Genomic DNA, 18,781 nt, shown 5'->3' with positions numbered 1-18,781 from the left:
ACGCTCCGAAACGAGATCGTCCCATCCTGTGGAGAACTCAGGCTGTGTCCACAGGGCGCGCGCAACCCCGGCGGCTCAGCTCGCCGAGCCGACCGCAGCCGCCGAGCTCACCGCAGCGACCCGCTGACCGCCTGCACCGGCCAGCACCGCCGCCTCGGTCCGACTCGTGGCGCCCAGCTTCCGCAGGATGGCGGAGACGTGCACGCTCGCCGTCTTGGTGCTGATGAAGAGGCGTTCGCCGATCTGGCGGTTGCTGAGCCCGGCGCTCACGAGATCGAGGACCTGCCGCTCACGCGCGGTCAGCTCGGCGGCATCGTGGTTCCGGACGCGCACGCGGCCGTCCGTCCCGAGCCCGCCGCGCGCGGCGACCGCCCGGGCCCACTGGGTCACGAGGCCGGCGCCAAGCGCTTCCGCCTCACCGATGGCGACGTCGAGCGTTTCCTGCGCAGCAGCTCGGTCGCCGCAAGCGAGCTGTGCTTCGCCCAGTCGGAAGCGGCTGTACGGCCGGAGGAGTGCCGGAGCGACCGAGAGCTGAGCCGCCTGCACCGCCAGCTCCCAGAGCGCGGGGCCATCTCCCGTTCTGCGGGAACCGCCGAGCTCGGCCTGGAACATCGCCGTCCACACGGGCGCCGTCGGCCAGGCCGCTTCGGACTGGAGCATCTCTCGCAAGGACGTCTCGTGCTCCTCGAGGTCCTCGAGTGTGACGCCCGCCAACGGCGAGTCCGGCGAATCGCCGACGACCGCACCGTCGAGCAGCCGTGACCGCACACGAGCGAGCACCCGGGCGGCGATGCCCAGCACGGACAGGTCATAGGACGCCATGAGCTGATGCCCCGATTCGGCGAGCACCCCGATGGCAGTCCACGCCTCATCGAGATCGTCCACCCCGAGCGCCACTTCGGCCGCCGCGTGCGCCACGCCGAACTTCGTCTGCACCTCGTTCTGCGCGAGCCGTTGCATGGCGGGCTTCCACGCGCGGTAGAGCCGCAACGCGCCCTCGGGGTCGCCCCGCCACAGAGTGGAGAGGACCTTCGACTGCCTGAGATAGACGGAGAAGGCGAGCGGCGGTTCGAGCGAGAGCACGCGGTCGAGGGTCTCGTCCGCTTCGTCCCAGCGGCCGAGTGCGATGAGGGGATCGACGGCGTTGGAGGACAGGATGACCCCGGAGCTGCGCTCGACTCCGAGGGACTTCGCGAGGGCGACACCGTCGAGCGCGAGTTCGAGGGATTCCTCGTAGCTGCCGAGGAGGTTGGCCATGTCGGACGCGTTCACGCCGTGCCTGAGGAGGGCGTTGGCGTCGCCTTCCGCCATGTTCTGGGCCGCGTTGAGCATCGCCTTGCCGTACTCGATCTCTCCTCGGTGCATCCGGCTGATCCCGCCGAGGTTCGCTGCGATCGACGCGTGGCGGGGCGAGCCCGCAAGGAGCGCCTCCGCGGCCGCCTCATCGGTGAAGGCGATCGCTTGATCGATGCTGCCCTCGATCATGTGCCTCGCGCCGAGCGCGTTGAGGAGCGCGGCACGCAGATCGCCAGGGGTCCCGCTGGGAACGAGTTCGAGGGCTTGTTCGAGGAGCTCGACCGTCCCGGAACGACCGACGTTGCTGAGGTACGAGGACTTGTCCCGGAGCAGTTTGGCCTGCGTGAGGTCGGAGCGGTCGTCCGCCTCTGCCAGCGCGAGGTCGACGAGCGAGATGGCGCGATCGCTGTCGCCCGAGTTGCGGAGAGCGGATGCCACCCGCCGCATGAGCTCGGACCGCGGGACGCCCACGAGCTCACGGGCCTCCGGCACCTGGTCCCAGAGGTCCAGCAGGCGCTCGCCCAGTTGCGCCTCCGTGCTGTACGCGAACGCCGTGTGCGCTTCCGACATGGCGGTGAGCGTGGCGGGGAAGGCCTTCGCGATGTTGCCGGCGGCCATCCAATGGTGTGCGATCTCGGCCGCGACGGGTGCGTCGGCAGGAGCGGATTCGATGGCCTGCGCGAACGCCGTGTGGAACCGTGATCGTTCACCGGGCAGCAGGTCCGCGTGGATCGCCTCGCGGACGAGCGCGTGGCGGAAGGCGTAGGCGCGATCGTCGATGACGAGCACCCCCGCGGAGACCGCTTCGCGGACCGCGAGTTCGAGCGCGTCGGCATCGGCGGGGAAGACGCGTTCGATCAGCTCGTGCTCGACGCAGACGCCGCCGGCCGAGATGAGCCGGAGCACTTGCTGCGTCTGCGGTTCGAGCCGCTCGTAGCGGGCGAGGAGCAGCTCGCGCAGGGTGTCTGGCAGTTCGGCCCCGCTGCAGCTCTCGTCGATGCCGAGGAGTTCCTCCACGAAGAACGGCACGCCTTCGCTGCGCGTGTACACGCTCTCGAGCGACGCCTCCGATGGCGTCGCTCCGAGGATCATGGCCGCCTGCCGCTGGACCTGCGCGCGCGTGAGTCGACCGACCTCGTGGCGTGCCACCCGCCTGGTGCGATCGAGTTCGGTGAGGAAGCCGCGGACGGGGTGACCGCGCGGGACGTCGTCGCTGCGGTAGGTGAGGAGGATCATGACGCGGTCGCACTGCAGGACGCGCACGAGGAAGGACAGGAGCCGGAGCGTGGCGCCGTCCGCCCAGTGCAGGTCCTCGACGACGAGAACGATGGGCCGGTCCTTCGCCAACGTCTCCAGGAGGACCGTGATGGTCTCGTGCAGCCGTCCGACGCCGCCCTCGCGGATCTCTCCCGACGACTCGCCGAGCGAGGGCAGGAGCGCTGCGAGCGATTCCCGGCCGGGTCCGGCGGCGTCGAGCACCGCCTCGGCGCCCACGCGCGCGACGAGGTCGCGGAGGACGTTCGTGATGGGTGCGTACGGCGCCGCGACCTGCCCCAGGTCCACGCTCTGACCCGCGATGACGAGTGCCGAACCGCGCACAGATCGGATGAATTCATCGACGAGACGCGTCTTGCCGATGCCCGCCTCGCCGCTCACGACGAGCCCGCGGGGCTCACCGGCTTCAACGGCCGTGAACACCTCGCGGATGGCCGCGAGATCGGCTTCGCGGCCGATCATCGTGGGGCTCGTCGCGGGGAAGGACATGCCTTCATGGTGCCACGCACCGACGACATCGCCCAGGCCTTCTCCGGTCGGGAAACCTGCCGTTCCAGCCAGGCTCACCGGTGCGCTGCGAGCCGTGCCGAACCGGGGGCGCCGGCGGTGCGCGGTGCCCCTCCGGAGGTTCCGGCCCGCTGCTGCTCGGTCTTCGTGGCTACGGCGGAGGCTCGTGCGGAGCGCACGCGGAGCATGATGCGCTCCACGAGCCCTGTCCGCCAGACGATGCGCGGATCGACGTCCTCCGCCGTCCGTGCGGCGATCGATTCCCTCACGACCCGACGTCGTTCCAGGTCGCGCAGCTGCTGCCGCTCCTGGTAGGCGACCGATGCGGGCGATACCAGCCCGGGCGAGATGTACATGGTCTGCTCCTCAGATGCGGGAGCCGGTCCGGCCCCTCGATGTCATCCATCGTGCTCGCTGAGGTGGCCGGCCTACCTCGGGCACCTGCCCTATATCCGGCAGGCGTCTCGGGGTGTCCGTCCGTGTTCCCTGAGGTGCCCGCGCCGCTCGTCTGAGGCGGCTGAGCAGGGCGCGGCCGTCAGGGCGCGGGGAGGAGGATCGCGTCGTCGACGAGGCGACGGACCTGGGGGAGGAGCTCGGCGAGGAGTTCGCCCTCGTCGACCTCCATGAGCTGGGCGATGGCGCCGACGATCGCGATCGTCGAGAGGTCACCGTCGCAGGCGCCGACGAAGCCGGCGAGTGCCGTGTCGAGCTGCACGGTCCGGCCGAGCCCGCCGCCCTGGCGCAGCAGCATCGCCGTCGGGTGCTCGTCGCCTGGCCAGTAGTGGCGCTCCTCGGTCACATCGCCGGCGAGGGTCAGGCGTTCGGCCGCGAACTCGGCATCGGCGAGTGCCGCTTCCCAGTCGCGAGCCACGAGGCACGTCGCGAGGTGCGCGCCGAGACCGGCGGCGTTCGATCCGGCCTGGCTGTGCTGCCGTTCGAAGCGCAGCAGCGGTTCGGTCGTCCCGCTGTCGGCAGCCGACCGCAGCAGCACGTATCCGAACCCGACGCCGGTCACGTCTCGCGCCGCGAAGTCGTCGAGCCACGCCGCGCACAGTCGCTCGAACTGCTCCGTGCCCTGCCGCGTGCCGCCATCGCGAATCCACGTCTCCGCGTACTCCGCCGGGTCCTGCTGGTCGCGTTCGATGACCCACGCCTCCACGGGCGCCTGATCGCGGGCGGAACGGATCCACCGCTCCACGCGCTCGAGTCCTGCTTCGCCGTCGCGGTACTCCCAGTTGCCGAGGAACTGGGCGATGCCACCCTCGGTGAGGTGCTGCGGCGCATCGGTGAGGACCGACTCGACGAGCGCGTCGCCCACGAGGCCGCCGTCGCGGTATTCGTAGTTGGGCACGCCGTCGATGCGGGGCGTGATGACGAAGGGAGGGTTCGAGACGATGCGATCGAAGCGTTCGCCTGCGACCGGTTCGAAGAGGCTGCCGAGGCGGAACTCGATCGTGTCCACACCGTTGAGCGTCGCGTTGAGGGCCGCGAGTTCGAGGGCGCGGGCGGAGATGTCGGTCGCGACGACCCGGTCCGCGATGCGCGCGAGATGCAGCGCCTGGATGCCGCACCCGGTGCCGAGGTCGAGGGCCGTCCCGATCCGCTCGGGAAGGATGATGCCGCTCAACGTCATCGATGCGCCGCCGACGCCGAGCACGTGCTGCTCGCCCAGTTCGTGGCCGAGGGCGAGTTCGCCGAGGTCGGAGGCGATCCACCAGGCGCCGCTGCCGAGCGCGTCGACCCAGGCGTATGGGCGCAGGTCGAGGAGCGGGAGGGCCGGACCGTCGTCGGGCGTCGCGATGAGGCCGAGCGCGATGGCGCCATCGAGGCCGACCGACGGGAGGGCGTCCGCGACGTCATCGGCGGCGACGGGGAGACCGAGGATGAAGAGGGTCGCGAGCGTGGCGATCGGTTCTGCGCCGAGCACGGCCCGGCGCGAGTCCAGCTCACGGACGGCGGGCACCCGGTTGCCCCGGTGCAGTGCGGCGTCCGCGGTCTCGCCCCACAGGCCGCGCACGCGTTCGACCGTGTAGCCGGCGTTCGTGAGGTCGGTCCGGAGGCGTTCGATCGAGTGCAGGTCCACGCGTCAATCCTCCCATCAGCGGCAGCGGTCGCCCGCCGGAACGCTGCGCTCCCGAAGCCGATCAGCGGGAATCGACCCGTCCCGAGATGAACGCCGGCCCCCGCACCTATCGAATGCCTCCACTTCCGACAGGCCCGAGGGCCGACGAGTCTTGCAGCCGGGCGGTGCTGGCCGCCCGGCCTGGCTCTACCGCTCGTCCGCGAGGATCGTGTCGAGCGACTCGATCTCTTCGCGGTTCTGCGCAGCGGCACGATCGCGTTCTGCACGCGCTTCGGCCTTGCGCTCCTTGCGGGTCCCGCGACGCTCACGGCTGCGTTCGAACAGCATGTAGAGGACGGGGACGAGGATGAGGGTCAGCAGCGTCGAGGAGACGAGGCCGCCGATCACGACGATCGCGAGGGACTGCGAGATGAACACGCCGCCGCCCGTGAGGCCGATCGACATCGGCACGAGGGCGAAGATCGTCGCGCATGCCGTCATGATGATCGGGCGCAGCCGCAGCCTGGAGCCGTGGACGACCGCGTCATCCAGACTGTCGCCTCTCGCTCGATACGAGTTCACGAGGTCGATGAGCACGATCGCATTCGTCACCACGATGCCGATGAGCATCAGCAGGCCGATCATCGCCGGGATGCCGAGCGGCGTCCCCGTGACGAGGAGCGCTGCGATGGCGCCGGTCGCCGCGAACGGGACCGAGACGAGCAGGATGAGCGGCTGCAGGAGGCTGCGGAAGGTCGCGACCATCACGATGTAGACGAGCGCGATGGCGATGAGCATCGCGAGTCCGAGCTGCGCGAACGACTCCTCCTGGTCCTGGGAGACGCCACCGATCTGCGCGGTGACTCCGGAGGGGAGGTCGAGTCCGTCGAGGCCCTTGCGGACGTCGAGGGTGACGGCGCTCAGGTCGTCGCCCTGCGGCTGGCCGGAGACCGTCACGGTGCGGACGCCGTCGACGCGAGTGATGGCGGCGGGCGCCAGCACCTCCGCGACCTTGGCGACGTCCTGCACCCGAATGGGCGCGGCTGTGATGTTCGCCAGGTTCTTCTGCGCTTCGGTGAACTTGTCGGCCTCGCTCTGCTGCGCCGCCGCGTCCTCCTTGGCCTTGTCCATCGCCTTGAGCTGCTCATCGATGCCGGTGATCGAGCTCTTCATCTGGCCGATCGCCTCGGTGAGGCTCGCGATCTGGGCACCCCGCTCCTCGTACGCCTTCTGGAGAGCGATCTCCTCCGGCGTGCTCGGAACGACGGGCGGGATCTCGATCGGAGCGTTCGTGAGCGCGTCGAGCGAGGTCTGCAGCTGGGCGATCTGGTCGCGGGCCTTCGATCGCGTGTCCTGCAGATCGCTCTGCTGCTTCCGCGCCTCCGAGTTGGCCTGGTCCTTCGCGCGGTCGGTCGCCGCTTCCTGGTCGGCGGTCAGCTGGTCGCTCGCGGCCTTCTGCGCTGCGGCCTGCTGGAGCGGGCTGACGGGGAGCGGGAGCCCAGCGAGGTCGGCGGGGGTGGAGCCGACGCGCTGGGTGCGCACGACGATGTCGCGGCTCGAGCCCTCGAGGACGATCGTGCCGACCGGCGAGCCGCGGAGCGCGTCGGAGATGGCGGAACCGATCTGCGCCTGCGTGAAGCCGTAGCGTGCTGCGGCGTCGCGGTCGACGTCCACCTTGAGGACGGCCTGCTCGTCGCTCAGGTCACTCGTGACATCGCTCAGACCCTTCACGCCCTGGAGCATCTTCTGGATCTGGTCGGCGCCTGCCGCGATGGACTTGGCGTCCTCGCCCTGCACCTTGACCTCGACGCCGCCGCCGCCGAATCCGCCGACGTCGACACCGCCGACCGTGACCTTGCCGACGTTCTCGAGCCCGTCGACGGCCTTCTTGAGGGACGCCGTCACTCCGTCCTTCGAGCTGCTCTCACCGACGGTGACGGTGATGCTCGCCGTATTGCTCTTGTCGCCGCCGACGGTCGTCAGGTAGTTGGTGACGCCGGCCGTCTTCGCGAGGACCTGCTCGACCTGGGCCGCAGCGTCACTCGTGACGTCGAGGCTCGTGCCGACGGGCAGCTCCTGGCTGATCTGGATGCTCTTGTCGGTGCCGAAGCTGCCGAGGTAGTCCATCTTCAGGAAGCCGACCGAGGCGATCGTGCCGATGAAGATGACCGCAGCGATGACGAGCGTGATCGCGGGGTGGCGGAGGGAGGAGCGCAGGACGGGCAGGTAGCCGCGCTGCAGCTTCGAGTAGGCCTCGGAGCGGTCGGGGTCCTCGTCCTTCACAACGGTCGTGGGGACGGTGGCCGCGTTCGCGGGGTCGTTCGTCGAACCGTTCGGTCCGGCTGCTACTGCGGTGCCGGCTGCAGCGACCGCGGCATGAGCGCCTGCGGGCACTGGTGCACCGACGTGGACCGGAACGGTCTCAGCATCGGCGGCCACGACGGCCTCAGTATCCGCATCGCCCTCGGCCACCGCTGCGGCGGGCGCCTCGATGGGCTTGCGGCTGCGGAACCAGTAGGCGAGCACGGGGACGATCGTGAGCGACACGACGAGCGACGCGAGGAGCGCGATCGACACGGTCACGGCGAAGGGCCGGAACAGCTCGCCGACGGTGCCACCGACGAACGCGACGGGCAGGAAGACCGCGACCGTGGTGATGGTCGAAGCCGTCACGGCGCCCGCCACCTCCTTCACGGAGTCGACGATCGACGCGGGTGTCATCGCCACACCCGTATGCCGTCGTTTGATGTTCTCGATGACGACGATGGAGTCGTCGACCACCCGCCCGACGGCGACCGTCAGTGCGGCGAGCGTGAAGATGTTGAGCGAATAGTCGCCGAGCTGCAGTCCGATGAGCGCGATGAGGAGCGACAGCGGGATGGAGACGGCCGTGATGATCGTGGCGCGCAGCGACATCAGGAACACGAGGATGACGATGACGGCGAATAGGAGGCCCAGACCGCCCTCGACGGAGAGGTCGTGGATGGACTGCTCGACCATGGGGGACTGGTCGAAGACGGTCGTGAAGGCGGCGCCGGAGCCGAGTTCCTTCTCGAGGCCGGGGAGCGCGTCGTGGACGGCGTGGGCCACCTGGACGGCGTTCGCGTCAGGGTTCTTGAGCACGGAGAGGCTGAGCGATGCAAGGCCGTCGGCGCGCGCGATCGAAGTCATGGGGGTGGGGACGAGTTCGACGTCGGCCACCGCGGAGAGCGGGAACGGACCGTCCTGGTGCTGGATGGGGAGCGTCTGCAGGGCTTCGACCGTGTCGATCGAGTCGCCGACCTCGATGGCGAGCGACTTGCCGCCGTCGGTGCTCGTTCCGGCCGCGACGACGACGCCGCTGGCCTTGATGGCCGCACCGACTTCTTCGGCCGTGGTCTTCTTCGCGACGAGGTCCGCCTGGCGCATCGTGATGACGAGCTGCGTCTCGCGCTGACCTGCGAGGTTCACCTGGCGGACGCCGTCGATGCCGCGGAGCGCGGGGAGGACGACGGTTTCGACGCGCTTGGCGAATTCGCCCGGGTCCTGCTCGGAGGCCACGGCGAGCTGGAGGACGGGGAAGTCGTCCGAGTTGCCCGCGTACACCTCGCTCTGGACGTCGGCGGGCAGCGTGCTCTTCAGTCCGCCGACGGCGCCGCGCAGGTCGGAGACGATCTTCTCGCCGTCCTGACCGAAGTCCCACGACACCTGGATGCTCGCGCTGCCGTTGACGGAGCTCGACGTGGTCTTCGTCACGCCCTTGACGCTCTTGACGGCCTGTTCGACCGGTTTCGTGACCTCGCGTTCGACGGAGGCGGGCGATGCGCCCGGGTAGACGACGGCGACGACGGCGCCCGGCTGCTGCACGGACGGCAGGAGCTCCTGCTTGAGGGATCCGGCGGCGAAGAGGCCGAAGATGAGGATCGCGACCGTCACCAGCCCCACGATCATCCGATTGGCAAGGCTCAGCCTGGTGAGGAATGACATACGGTGCGCGCGCCTCTCGTGGTGCGAAGTGGTCGGGCTGTTCGGCCCCGGTCCACGGTATTCGCGCCGCACGGGCACACACATCAGCAGCGTTGCTGATATCGCCGGAGAAGTGCATCGGCCAGAGGGACGAGACGACGTAGTACCCAGGTACTACTTCGCCGCGCCTGGCCCGTTGCTACCTGCGTGCCTCCGCGAGCCGTGCGCAATCGATGCACCGCTCGGTGTCCGGCCTCGCCTGCAACCGTGCGGCGCCGATGGGCCCGCCGCAGTCCACGCACACACCGTACCCGCCGCCCGTGATCCGTGACAGCGCGTGATCGATGGCGCCGAGCCGCTCGTGCGCCTCCCGTTCGAGTCCGGAGAGTCGCGACCACTCGGTCGACATCGTCGGGCCCTCCGGGTCGTGTTCGTCGTCGGAGACGCCGTCGCTGCGACTCTCACGAACTTCGGAGAGGGAGTGTTCGAACTGGCTCAGCTGCGCGTGCAGTTCGTCTCGTTCACGGCGCAATTGCGCTTCGAACCGCGCGAGTGCGGCCTCCGTCATCGTTGATCCGGCCATGCCCCATCGTACGACCGCATGAGGCCGTCGCCTCTCGGAGCACGCCGAATCGGAGGAGTGCCGACAGGTGTTCGCAGGAGGCGGGCGTACCCTTGATGGCGGAACGGCGGATGTCTCGTCGTTCCGGGGGCCGACGGCACAGGTGACACTGCGGCCGCGGCACCACGACCAGACGCCGCAGGAACGGGAAGGAGACGCGTGGACATCACCTCGCACGACCTCCCCAAGCTGCGCCGCGACGCCAGACTCGAACTCGACACCGTCATCGAGGCCCGCGCACGCGACGGCGAGGACCCCTGGGACTTCCTGCCGGACATGCCGAGCGTCGACGAACTCGTGGTGGCGATGCTGCGCGACGACGTCCTCCACGGCCGCGGCCTGGCCGCCCAGCACGCGATGGCGCGCCTCGCCGGCCGCTCTTCGCTCGACGACGCCTCTGAGCACCGCCGCAACGCCGACGCCCTCGAGTACGAGGTGCTCCGCGAGATCGCCGTGATGCATCCGGAGCTCACACGCGCCGTGTGGTCGATGTCGGGGACCGTCGCTCCGACCGCGGACTGAGCTGCGCTGAGCCGTTCGTCCGTCGACCGCGTCCCGGCTGCGCTGAGCCGTTCCCAGGCTCCGCATGCCCAGCGCCGTAGAATCGTGACGGCACGAGCGGGTCTCCACGGCACCCGTCCGTCCTCTTTCCTATGACACGACGACGCACAGCGCTCATCAGTGCCCTCCTCGCGACGGCGCTCGGTTTCGCCTCCCCGGCGGCAGCATCCGCTGCGCCCGCCGTCCTGTCGTCCGCATCGCTGTCATCGGCCTCATCGCTCTCGTCCTCCGCGCACACGGCGGTGCACGGCGACGGGACCATCGCGATCGATGTCAGTCCTTCCGGCGGCGGTCTCGTCCAGCAGACCGCGCCGACCTCGGTGACCGTCACGATCGTCAACGGCACCGATGAGGACCTTGCCGCCGGTGTCGCGACGCTCGCGGTCTCGGGACAGTCCCTCACCTCGGCGGGCGAGCTGGACGACTGGCTCGCGCCGGACGCCGCTTCCGCCCCGCAGATCCCCGTCGGCGCGGCGGCGGTCCGGAACGTCGACGTGCCGCCGCTCATCGCCGGCCAGCGCTACATCGCGAGCGGTATCGACCTCACCGCGACCGATCTCGGGCTCGACGCCGCAGACCCGGCCGGCACCTACGGCCTCGCCGCGACCTTCATCGCCGGAGACGTCTCCGCCGGCGGCAGGAACGCGCTGGTCTGGACGAGCGACGGCCGCCCGGCGAACACGAACATCGCCGTCGTCGCGCCCCTCACCGTGCCGCTCAGCTACGGCGGTCTGCTCGACTCCGACGAGCTGACGAAGCTCACGAGCGAGACGGGCGACCTCACGACGCAGCTCAACGCCCTCGTCGGGGAGCCCATCGCGATCGGTATCGATCCGCGGATCATCGCATCGATCCACGCCCTCGGCACCCGTGTCCCGGCATCGGCGCAGACGTGGCTGGAACGCCTCGCCGCCGCTTCCAACGAGACCTTCGCGCTGCAGTACGGCGATGCGGAACCGTCCGTCCAGGCGCAGGCCGGGCTGACGGAGCTCCTCAAGCCGACCTCGTTCGACTTCGCCCTCAACGTCGCGGACTTCCCGGTGGAACCGCCGGAGCCCACGGAGGAGCCGACGCCGTCCGAAACGCCGTCAGACGTCTCTCCGCAGGTGGGCAAGACCAGCTCGCGCCACGCCACGCCGGAGCCGACCGCCGATCCCGGCTCGACGGCCACGGGGCCGACTGCTGATCCCGCTGCCGATCCCGCGTCCGCGGCCACCGCTCAGGTCGAGGAGACCAGCTCACCGACGCCGACGCCGTCTCCGAGCCCCACGACGACCGAACCGGCCGAGCCGACCGTCCCCACGCTCGAGGAACTCCTCGCATGGACCTACACGATCCCCGGCATCGTCTGGGCGGGCGGATCGACGACGGAGGCGGACCTCGGCGTGTTCGCCGCGTCGGGCGGGTCCGTGACGATCCTTGGCTCCTCGAACGTGCCTGCGACCAACACGACGCCGAGTGCGTCTGCGACGGTCGGCGCGAGCCGGGTGCTCCTCGCGGACACGGGCCTCGCGACCAACCTCGCCGCCGCCGCATCGGCAACCACGGCCGTCGCCTTCGACGGGGCGATCTCCGAACTCAACGCGCGGGTCTCCTCGATCGCTTCCGAGGGCGTCGCCGGGCGGACCGTGCTCGCCGTCCTGCCCCGGGGTGTGGACGGCGTCCTGCCTCGGCTCGCCGACACGGTCGACGCCCTCCGCGCCCTGCCCGCAGCGATGCCGTCGACGCTCGAGGCCGCCATCGCCTCACCGCCTGCCGCGGTCTCCCTGAACGGCCGCGACGGCACGAGCGAACGCGCCGAGGACACCAAGCTGCTCCTCGAGGACGAGCAGCGCGTCGGCCTGTTCGCCACCGTCCTCGACCAGCCGGACCTCCTCACGGGCGAGGAGCGCGCGACGCTCCTCTCCACCCTCTCGGCCGGCTGGCTGACCGATGACGCCGCCTGGTCCTCCGCCGTCGCCGATCAGCGCAAACGCACGATCGACATCCTCAACGCCGTGCGGGTGACCGACAGCAGCCGGATCAACATGGTCGGGGGAGAGGTGTCGCTGCCGTTCGCGGTGCGCAACGACCTCCCGTACCCCGTGACCGTCGTCATGCAGGCCGCGCCGAGCAACGGGCGGTTGAGCGTGGCCGGATCGGTGACGCAGGACATTGCGGCGAACGCGCGCGCGACCGTCCTCCTGCCCGTCCAGGCGCAGATCGGCAACGGAGACGTCACGCTGCGCCTGCAGCTCTACAGCCCCACGGGCCAGGAGATCGGCAACGAAGCGTTCGTCGGCGTCAATGTGCGAGCCGACTGGGAGGGCATCGGCGCGGTCGTGCTCGCCGCCTTCGTCGGTCTCCTGTTCATCGCCGGCATCGTGCGCATGGTCCTCACACGTCGGGCCCGTGCCGCCGCGGCCGCCGCCCCGGTCGCTGAGCCTGTCGAAGCGCCGGTCACTGAGCCGTCCACCCCGGTCACTGAGCCTGTCGAAGTGCCGGTCACTGAGCCGTCCACCCCGGTCACTGAGCCTGTCGAAGTGCCCACCGACCACGACCCCGAGAACGCCTCCGAGCCCGGCCAGGTAGAGTCGTCCCCCGAACCGAAGGAGACGGATGGCTGACGGCATCGGCAGGGCGAGTGCGCTCCTGGCATCGGGGACCCTGGTCTCGAGGATCCTCGGCTTCGTCAAAGCCGCGATGGTGGCGAACATCATCGGCGTCCTCATCGTCGGGAACGCGTTCGCGATCGCCAATCAGCTGCCGAACACGATCTACGTCATCATCGGCGGCGGCGTCCTGAGCGCTGTGCTCGTGCCGCAGATCGTCCGCGCGAGCATCCACGCGGATCGGGGCAACGCGTACATCAACAAGCTCGTGACAATCGCCATTGTGTTCATCGGCGGCATCACGGTCATCGCCACGCTCCTCTCGCCGGCTTTCGTGACGCTCTTCGCCGCCACGCTTCCTCCCGACCAGTTCGCGCTCGCTACGGCATTCGCCTACTGGTGCATGCCGCAGATCCTCTTCTACGGTCTGTACACCGTCCTCGGTGAGGTGCTGAACGCACGCAAGATGTTCGGTCCGTTCACGTGGGCGCCAGTGCTCAACAACGTGATCGCGATCGCCGGTCTCGCCGTGTTCCTCGTCATGTTCGGCACCGAGACCCCGGCGTTCAAGGACTGGACGCCGTCGATGACTGCAGTGCTCGCCGGGTCGGCGACCCTCGGCGTCGTCGCGCAAGCCCTTTTCCTGATGCTCTTCTGGCGACGCGCCGGCCTGCGCTTCCGTCCTGATTTCCAGTGGAGGGGGGTCGGACTCCGTGCGACCGGGAAGGTCGCGAGCTGGACCTTCGGCATGCTGCTGCTAACCACCATCGGCGGGATCGTCGAGACGCAGATCGCGTCCTCGGCGTCGTCTGATGACGCTCCCTCCGTCGCGATCCTGCAGTACGCCTGGCTGATCTTCATGCTCCCGCACTCGATCATCACCGTCTCGATCGCGACGGCCTTCTTCACCCGGATGAGCGAACATGCACAGGGCACGCACACCGGTTCCCCGGACCTCTTCAGCCTGCGTTCCGACGTTTCGGCCGCCATTCGCGTCGTCAGTCTCCTGATCGTGCTCGCCGCCGCCGTCATCATGGTCGTGGCGGTGCCGTTCGCGAGCGTGTTCGCGGACGGCCTCGAGCAGGCGATCCCGATGGGCGCCATCATCATCGCCTTCGTGATCGGCCTCGTCCCCTTCTGCATCCTGTTCATCGTGCAGCGAGCGTTCTACGCACTGGGCGATACGAAGACCCCGTTCTTCTTCACCCTCTTCCAGACCTTGCTGTTCGTCCTGCTCGCACTGGTCGTCCGACTGGTGCTCCCCGACCAGTTCATCGCTGTTGGAATCGCCTCGGCGATCACTGTCGCCTGCATCGCTCAGATGGCGGTGGCTGCCTGGCTGCTGCGGAACCGACTCGGAGGGCTCGATCTCCACAACGTCATTCCGAGCCTGCTTCGGTTCGCAGGCGCCGCGATCCCCGCAGCTGCCCTCGGACTGCTCGTCCTCCAGCTCCTCGGCGGCATCGCTGAAGGCGCATTCCCCACTGCCAGCATCGTGGGAGCGATCGTCACGATGTGCCTCGTCGGCGCGGTGATGGCCATCGTGTACTTGTTGCTTCTCGTGGCATTCCGTTCCCCTGAAGTGAAGCCCGCGCTTGCACCTATCTTGAGCCGTCTCGGCCGCTGACCAACCCGCTCGGGCCGCGGCTCCGAACACCCTGTACACCCGCACAGAGCCGCGGAATAGCCTGCGGTTAGGATGTGTTACACCGTCCGGAAGCTTCAGTCACGCACCCGCGTGACGGCAGTCCTGGAACCGCAGAACACCGCGGAACCTGGGCCCGGGCTTCACCGAACACCCCAAGGAGCAGCGTGCGTCAGGTCATCATCATCGGATCAGGGCCGGCCGGTTACACGGCGGCCATCTACGCCGCGCGTGCCAACCTCTCCCCGTTGCTCATCGCATCGTCGGTCGAGGCCGGCGGCGAACTCATGAACACGACCGAGGTCGAGAACTACCCCGGTTTCCCCGAGGGCATCCAGGGCCCCGAACTCATGATGAAGTTCCAGGAGCAGGCGGAGCGCTTCGGCACCGAGGTCGTCTACGACGACGTCACCTCCCTCGAACTCTCCGGCGACGTGAAGAAGGTCACGCTCGGCGGCGGCGACGTCCACGAAGCCCAGTCGGTCATCTTCGCGACGGGTTCCGCGTACCGCAAGCTCGGCATCCACGACGAAGAGCGCCTCTCCGGCCACGGCGTCTCCTGGTGCGCCACGTGCGACGGCTTCTTCTTCAAGGACAAGACCATCGCAGTCGTCGGCGGCGGGGACAGCGCGATGGAGGAGGCGACGTTCCTCACGCGATTCGCGTCGAAGGTCTACATCATCCACCGCAAGGACACGCTGCGCGCCTCGAAGATCATGCAGGAGCGCGCGTTCTCCAACGAGAAGATCGAGTTCGTGTGGAACAGCGAAGTCACGGGCATCACCGGTGACGACGCGGTCGATGGCGTGCAGTTGCGTTCCACGGTCGACGGCACGGAGTCGCACCTCCCGCTCGGCGGCCTCTTCATCGCCATCGGCAACGACCCCCGCACGCACCTCGTGCACGGCCAGCTGGACCTCGCTCCCGAGGGCACCATCGCCGTCAAGGGTCGCTCGTCGAAGACCAACCTCCCGGGTGTCTTCGCCGCAGGCGACGTCATCGACCCCACCTACCGTCAAGCCATCACGGCCGCCGGCAGCGGGACCGTCGCGGCGCTCGACGCCGAACACTTCCTCGCAGACCTGGAGCAGGCCGCGGGGGAAGCCGGGGCGGCTGATCCCGCCCTCGCCACCACCACCGCTTGACCGACCGCCCTGGAGCATCCACCAGGGCACCACGAAGGAGAAACCCAATGTCAGCAGCTGTCACCGAGGCAACGTTCGAAGAACTCGTCCTCAAGAGCGACAAGCCCGTCCTCGTCGACTTCTGGGCTGAATGGTGCGGCCCGTGTCGCGCCGTCGGCCCCATCCTCGACACGATCGGTAGGGAGAACAGCGACAAGATCACCGTTCTCAAGCTGAACGTCGACGACAACCCGAACCTCGCGATGCAGTACCAGATCACCTCCATCCCCGCGATGAAGGTGTTCAAGGGCGGCGAGGTCGTCAAGACCGTCATCGGCGCGAAGCCGAAGCCTGCCCTCGAGGCCGACCTGGCCGCCTACCTGGCGTAGCCGACACCTCGAGCACTTCGAACCCGTCCGGCTCTTGGAGCCGGGCGGGTTTTCTCGTACCCGGGTGCCCGCTCCCTGAGCTCCGGTCCCTAGCGCTCCCGGTCCCTGAGCTCGCCTGAGCTCCGGTCCCTGAGCCTGTCGAAGGGCTCCTCAGGCCGCTCTCCTCACGCCACGTGGTTCGGTCCAATCACCACCCCCTGGCCCATCATCGGGCTCCCCGCACCAGAACTCCCCAGCTTTCGCATTAGCATTGAGCAGTCACACAGATCGGATGGAACGTGTCACAACAGGGCATCCCCACGACCAGCGGTAACAGTCTCGACCCGTGGTACGGCGCATACGCCGCCCGCACGGCCGGCCTCGCGGCCAGCGAGGTCCGAGCGCTGTTCGCCGTGGCGAGCCGCCCCGAGGTGGTTTCACTCGCCGGCGGGATGCCGTTCGTGTCCGCCCTCCCGCAGGAGCTCGTGCGCGATGCGACTGATCGCGTCATCCGCGAACAGGGCGCCGCCGCGCTCCAGTACGGTTCCGGCCAGGGCGTCCCTCGCCTACGCGAGCAGATCCTCGACGTGATGGCGCTCGAGGGCATCAAAGGCAGCGCGGGCGATGTCGTCGTCACCACGGGCAGCCAGCACGCCCTCGAACTCTTCAGCAAGCTCTTCCTCGACCCTGGCGACGTCGTCATCTCCGAGGGCCCCAGCTACGTCACCGCCATGGTGATCTTCAAGAGCTACCAGGCGGAAGTCGACCACGTCCCGATGGACGAGCACGGCCTCATCCCGGAGGCGCTCCGCGAGCACATCGCGAGCCTCCGCGCGGCCGGCAAGACCATCAAGTTCCTCTACACGATCCCGAGCTTCCACAATCCGGCCGGCGTCACCCTCAGTTGGGAACGTCGACTGGAGATCATCGAGATCTGCCAGCAGAACAACATCCTCGTCCTGGAGGACAACCCGTACGGCCTCCTCTACTTCGACGGGCCGCCGCCGCAGGCGATGCGTTCGGTCGATCAGGACGGCGTCGTGTACCTCGGCACCTTCTCCAAGACCCTCGCCCCCGGTTTCCGGGTCGGTTGGGCGCTCGCCCCGCACGCGATCCGCGAGAAGCTCATCCTCGCCAACGAAGCGGCCGTGCTCAGTCCGTCATCGTTCAGTCAGATGGTCGTCTCGCAGTACCTCGAGCAGGCCGACTGGCGCGCACAGATCAACACGTTCCGCGGGGTGTATCGGGAACGCAAGGTCGCGATGCTCTCAGCGTTGGAGGAGTACCTGCCGTCGCTCAGCTGGACGAACCCGAACGGCGGGTTCTACGTCTGGTTGACACTTCCGGAACAGCTCGACTCGAAGGCGATGCTGCCTCGCGCGGTCAAGGAGCTGGTCGCCTACACGCCCGGTACGGCCTTCTACGCGAACGGGGACGGCCGTCGGAACATCCGACTGTCGTTCTGTTATCCGACCCCGGAGGCGATCAAGCTCGGCATCCGGCGCTTGGCGACCGTCATCAACGGCGAACTCGACCTCCTCAACACCTTCGCGGGCACCGGGAGCCTCGATGTCGTCGACGGCCCCAGCAAGTACAACGCGCCGCCGCCCAACATGTCCTGAACGGCCTGCGGATGATCCATCCGGATCGCTCGGCAACGCACCTCACCTCACACGACGACATCACTTCGCACCACGCAGAACACCGCACGGCACGACGGCACCATGGAGAGAAAAGGCCTGATCATGAATGAGAAGATTCAGCGAGACGTCCTCGTGTTGGCCGGCGGCATCTCACACGAGCGCGATGTCTCGTTGCGCTCGGGTCTCCGCGTCGCCGAAGAGCTCGAAGCCGCGGGACACCGTGTCACGGAGCGCGACCCCGATGCAACGCTCCTCGCTTCACTCACGGAACACCCGGTCGACGTCGTCTGGCCCGCCCTCCACGGCGCGAGCGGCGAGGACGGCGCCCTGCAGGCGCTCCTGCGCACGAAGGGCGTCGCCTACGTCGGGTCGCACTCGGAGGGCGCCGGACTCGCCTGGTACAAGCCCACCGCCAAGGTGCTCGTCCGGCGAGCCGGCATCGACACGCCCGACTGGATCACCCTGCCCACGGAGACGTTCCGCGAGCTCGGCGCCGGCAGCGTCCTCACGGAGGTCCTGCAGGACATCGGCACGCCGGCGGTCGTGAAGCCCGCCAAGGGCGGGTCGGCTCAGGGCGTCACGATCATCACGGAGGCGTCTGAACTGCCGCGAGCAATGGTGCAGGCGTACACGTACAGCGACGTCGCATTCATCGAACGCAAGGTGACCGGCACGGAGCTCGCGATCTCGATCATCGACACCGGCGACGGCCCCCGCGCCCTGCCCGCCGTCGAGATCGTCCCGCGCTCCGGCGTCTACAGCTTCGAGGCTCGGTACAACGCGGGGGAGACCACCTTCTACGCTCCGGCCCGCATCAGCGCCGAGGTGGCGGAGCGGGCTGCGGAGATCGCGATCGCCGTGCACGAGCTGCTTGGACTGCGCCACCTGTCGCGCATCGACCTCATCGTCGACGAGGCGGGCACCCCGTGGTTCCTCGAAGCGAACGTGCTCCCCGGCCTCACGGAGACGTCGCTCGTACCCTTGGCCATCACCGCCGCCGGGCTGGGACTCTCAGAGGTCTACAGCGAGCTCGTCGAAGCCGCGATCGCCGACCGCTGAGCGCCCGCCGACCATCGAGCGTCGCGCGCCCGCTGGTCGTCGAGCTCGTCCCGCCGGTCGCTGAGCCTGTCGAAGCGTCTGCC

12 protein-coding genes are annotated in these 18,781 nt (G+C 68.9%); 7 read left to right on the top strand and 5 right to left on the bottom strand.

Annotation, left to right across the window (positions count from 1 at the left end; genetic code table 11):
* Window positions 1–75: 75 nt before the first annotated feature.
* The 5 genes from ACQ3HB_RS03345 to ACQ3HB_RS03325 all read right to left on the bottom strand — a co-directional run bounded on the left by ACQ3HB_RS03345 (window position 76) and on the right by ACQ3HB_RS03325 (window position 9,668).
* Window positions 76–3,060, bottom strand: a complete 2,985-nt coding sequence (locus ACQ3HB_RS03345) for a helix-turn-helix transcriptional regulator (protein WP_430917703.1) — start codon at window positions 3,058–3,060, stop codon at window positions 76–78.
* A 74-nt stretch (window positions 3,061–3,134) separates the two neighbouring features.
* A complete protein-coding gene (locus ACQ3HB_RS03340; protein ID WP_430917700.1) occupies window positions 3,135–3,434 on the bottom strand; it encodes a hypothetical protein in 300 nt (99 codons plus the stop codon).
* 179 nt (window positions 3,435–3,613) lie between these two features.
* Window positions 3,614–5,161, bottom strand: coding sequence for a DUF7059 domain-containing protein (locus ACQ3HB_RS03335; RefSeq protein ID WP_430917698.1), 1,548 nt, complete (start codon window positions 5,159–5,161; stop codon window positions 3,614–3,616).
* 186 nt (window positions 5,162–5,347) lie between these two features.
* The gene (locus ACQ3HB_RS03330) at window positions 5,348–9,106 is read right to left on the bottom strand and encodes an efflux RND transporter permease subunit (RefSeq protein WP_430917696.1); all 3,759 of its coding nucleotides are present in this window, start codon (window positions 9,104–9,106) and stop codon (window positions 5,348–5,350) included.
* Between the two features lie 178 nt (window positions 9,107–9,284).
* Window positions 9,285–9,668, bottom strand: coding sequence for a TraR/DksA family transcriptional regulator (locus ACQ3HB_RS03325; protein ID WP_430917694.1), 384 nt, complete (start codon window positions 9,666–9,668; stop codon window positions 9,285–9,287).
* A gap of 198 nt (window positions 9,669–9,866) precedes the next feature.
* On the opposite strand from ACQ3HB_RS03325, the gene ACQ3HB_RS03320 reads away from it, so the two are divergent.
* The 7 genes from ACQ3HB_RS03320 to ACQ3HB_RS03290 all read left to right on the top strand — a co-directional run bounded on the left by ACQ3HB_RS03320 (window position 9,867) and on the right by ACQ3HB_RS03290 (window position 18,698).
* Window positions 9,867–10,229, top strand: coding sequence for a hypothetical protein (locus ACQ3HB_RS03320; RefSeq protein ID WP_430917692.1), 363 nt, complete (start codon window positions 9,867–9,869; stop codon window positions 10,227–10,229).
* 131 nt (window positions 10,230–10,360) lie between these two features.
* Window positions 10,361–12,874, top strand: a complete 2,514-nt coding sequence (locus tag ACQ3HB_RS03315) for a DUF6049 family protein (protein ID WP_430917690.1) — start codon at window positions 10,361–10,363, stop codon at window positions 12,872–12,874.
* Window positions 12,867–14,486 (top strand): murein biosynthesis integral membrane protein MurJ, encoded by a 1,620-nt coding sequence (murJ, locus tag ACQ3HB_RS03310; protein WP_430917688.1) that lies wholly within the window; start codon window positions 12,867–12,869, stop codon window positions 14,484–14,486. The genes ACQ3HB_RS03315 and murJ overlap by 8 nt, the downstream gene beginning before the upstream one ends.
* Window positions 14,487–14,671: 185 nt before the next feature.
* On the top strand, window positions 14,672–15,649 hold the full coding sequence (trxB, locus tag ACQ3HB_RS03305) for a thioredoxin-disulfide reductase (RefSeq protein ID WP_430917687.1): 978 nt from the start codon (window positions 14,672–14,674) through the stop codon (window positions 15,647–15,649).
* Window positions 15,650–15,696: 47 nt separating this feature from the next.
* Window positions 15,697–16,017, top strand: coding sequence for a thioredoxin (gene trxA, locus ACQ3HB_RS03300; protein ID WP_430917685.1), 321 nt, complete (start codon window positions 15,697–15,699; stop codon window positions 16,015–16,017).
* A gap of 278 nt (window positions 16,018–16,295) precedes the next feature.
* On the top strand, window positions 16,296–17,618 hold the full coding sequence (locus ACQ3HB_RS03295; protein WP_430917683.1) for an aminotransferase-like domain-containing protein: 1,323 nt from the start codon (window positions 16,296–16,298) through the stop codon (window positions 17,616–17,618).
* 123 nt (window positions 17,619–17,741) lie between these two features.
* Window positions 17,742–18,698 (top strand): D-alanine--D-alanine ligase family protein, encoded by a 957-nt coding sequence (locus ACQ3HB_RS03290; RefSeq protein ID WP_430917681.1) that lies wholly within the window; start codon window positions 17,742–17,744, stop codon window positions 18,696–18,698.
* Window positions 18,699–18,781: the final 83 nt, after the last annotated feature.

The organism is Plantibacter lichenum, assembly GCF_050587525.1.
Lineage (GTDB): Bacteria > Actinomycetota > Actinomycetes > Actinomycetales > Microbacteriaceae > Plantibacter.
This window is presented reverse-complemented; position numbering and strand designations above follow the sequence as displayed.

Bases quoted from the DNA above. Each gene is read 5' to 3' on its own strand.
- ACQ3HB_RS03345 (WP_430917703.1), bottom strand. From the start codon at position 3,060: ATGTCCTTCCCCGCGACGAGCCCCACGATGATCGGCCGCGAAGCCGAT.
- ACQ3HB_RS03340 (WP_430917700.1), bottom strand. From the start codon at position 3,434: ATGTACATCTCGCCCGGGCTGGTATCGCCCGCATCGGTCGCCTACCAG.
- ACQ3HB_RS03330 (WP_430917696.1), bottom strand. From the start codon at position 9,106: ATGTCATTCCTCACCAGGCTGAGCCTTGCCAATCGGATGATCGTGGGG.
- ACQ3HB_RS03325 (WP_430917694.1), bottom strand. From the start codon at position 9,668: ATGGCCGGATCAACGATGACGGAGGCCGCACTCGCGCGGTTCGAAGCG.
- ACQ3HB_RS03315 (WP_430917690.1), top strand. From the start codon at position 10,361: ATGACACGACGACGCACAGCGCTCATCAGTGCCCTCCTCGCGACGGCG.
- murJ (WP_430917688.1), top strand. From the start codon at position 12,867: ATGGCTGACGGCATCGGCAGGGCGAGTGCGCTCCTGGCATCGGGGACC.
- trxA (WP_430917685.1), top strand. From the start codon at position 15,697: ATGTCAGCAGCTGTCACCGAGGCAACGTTCGAAGAACTCGTCCTCAAG.
- ACQ3HB_RS03290 (WP_430917681.1), top strand. From the start codon at position 17,742: ATGAATGAGAAGATTCAGCGAGACGTCCTCGTGTTGGCCGGCGGCATC.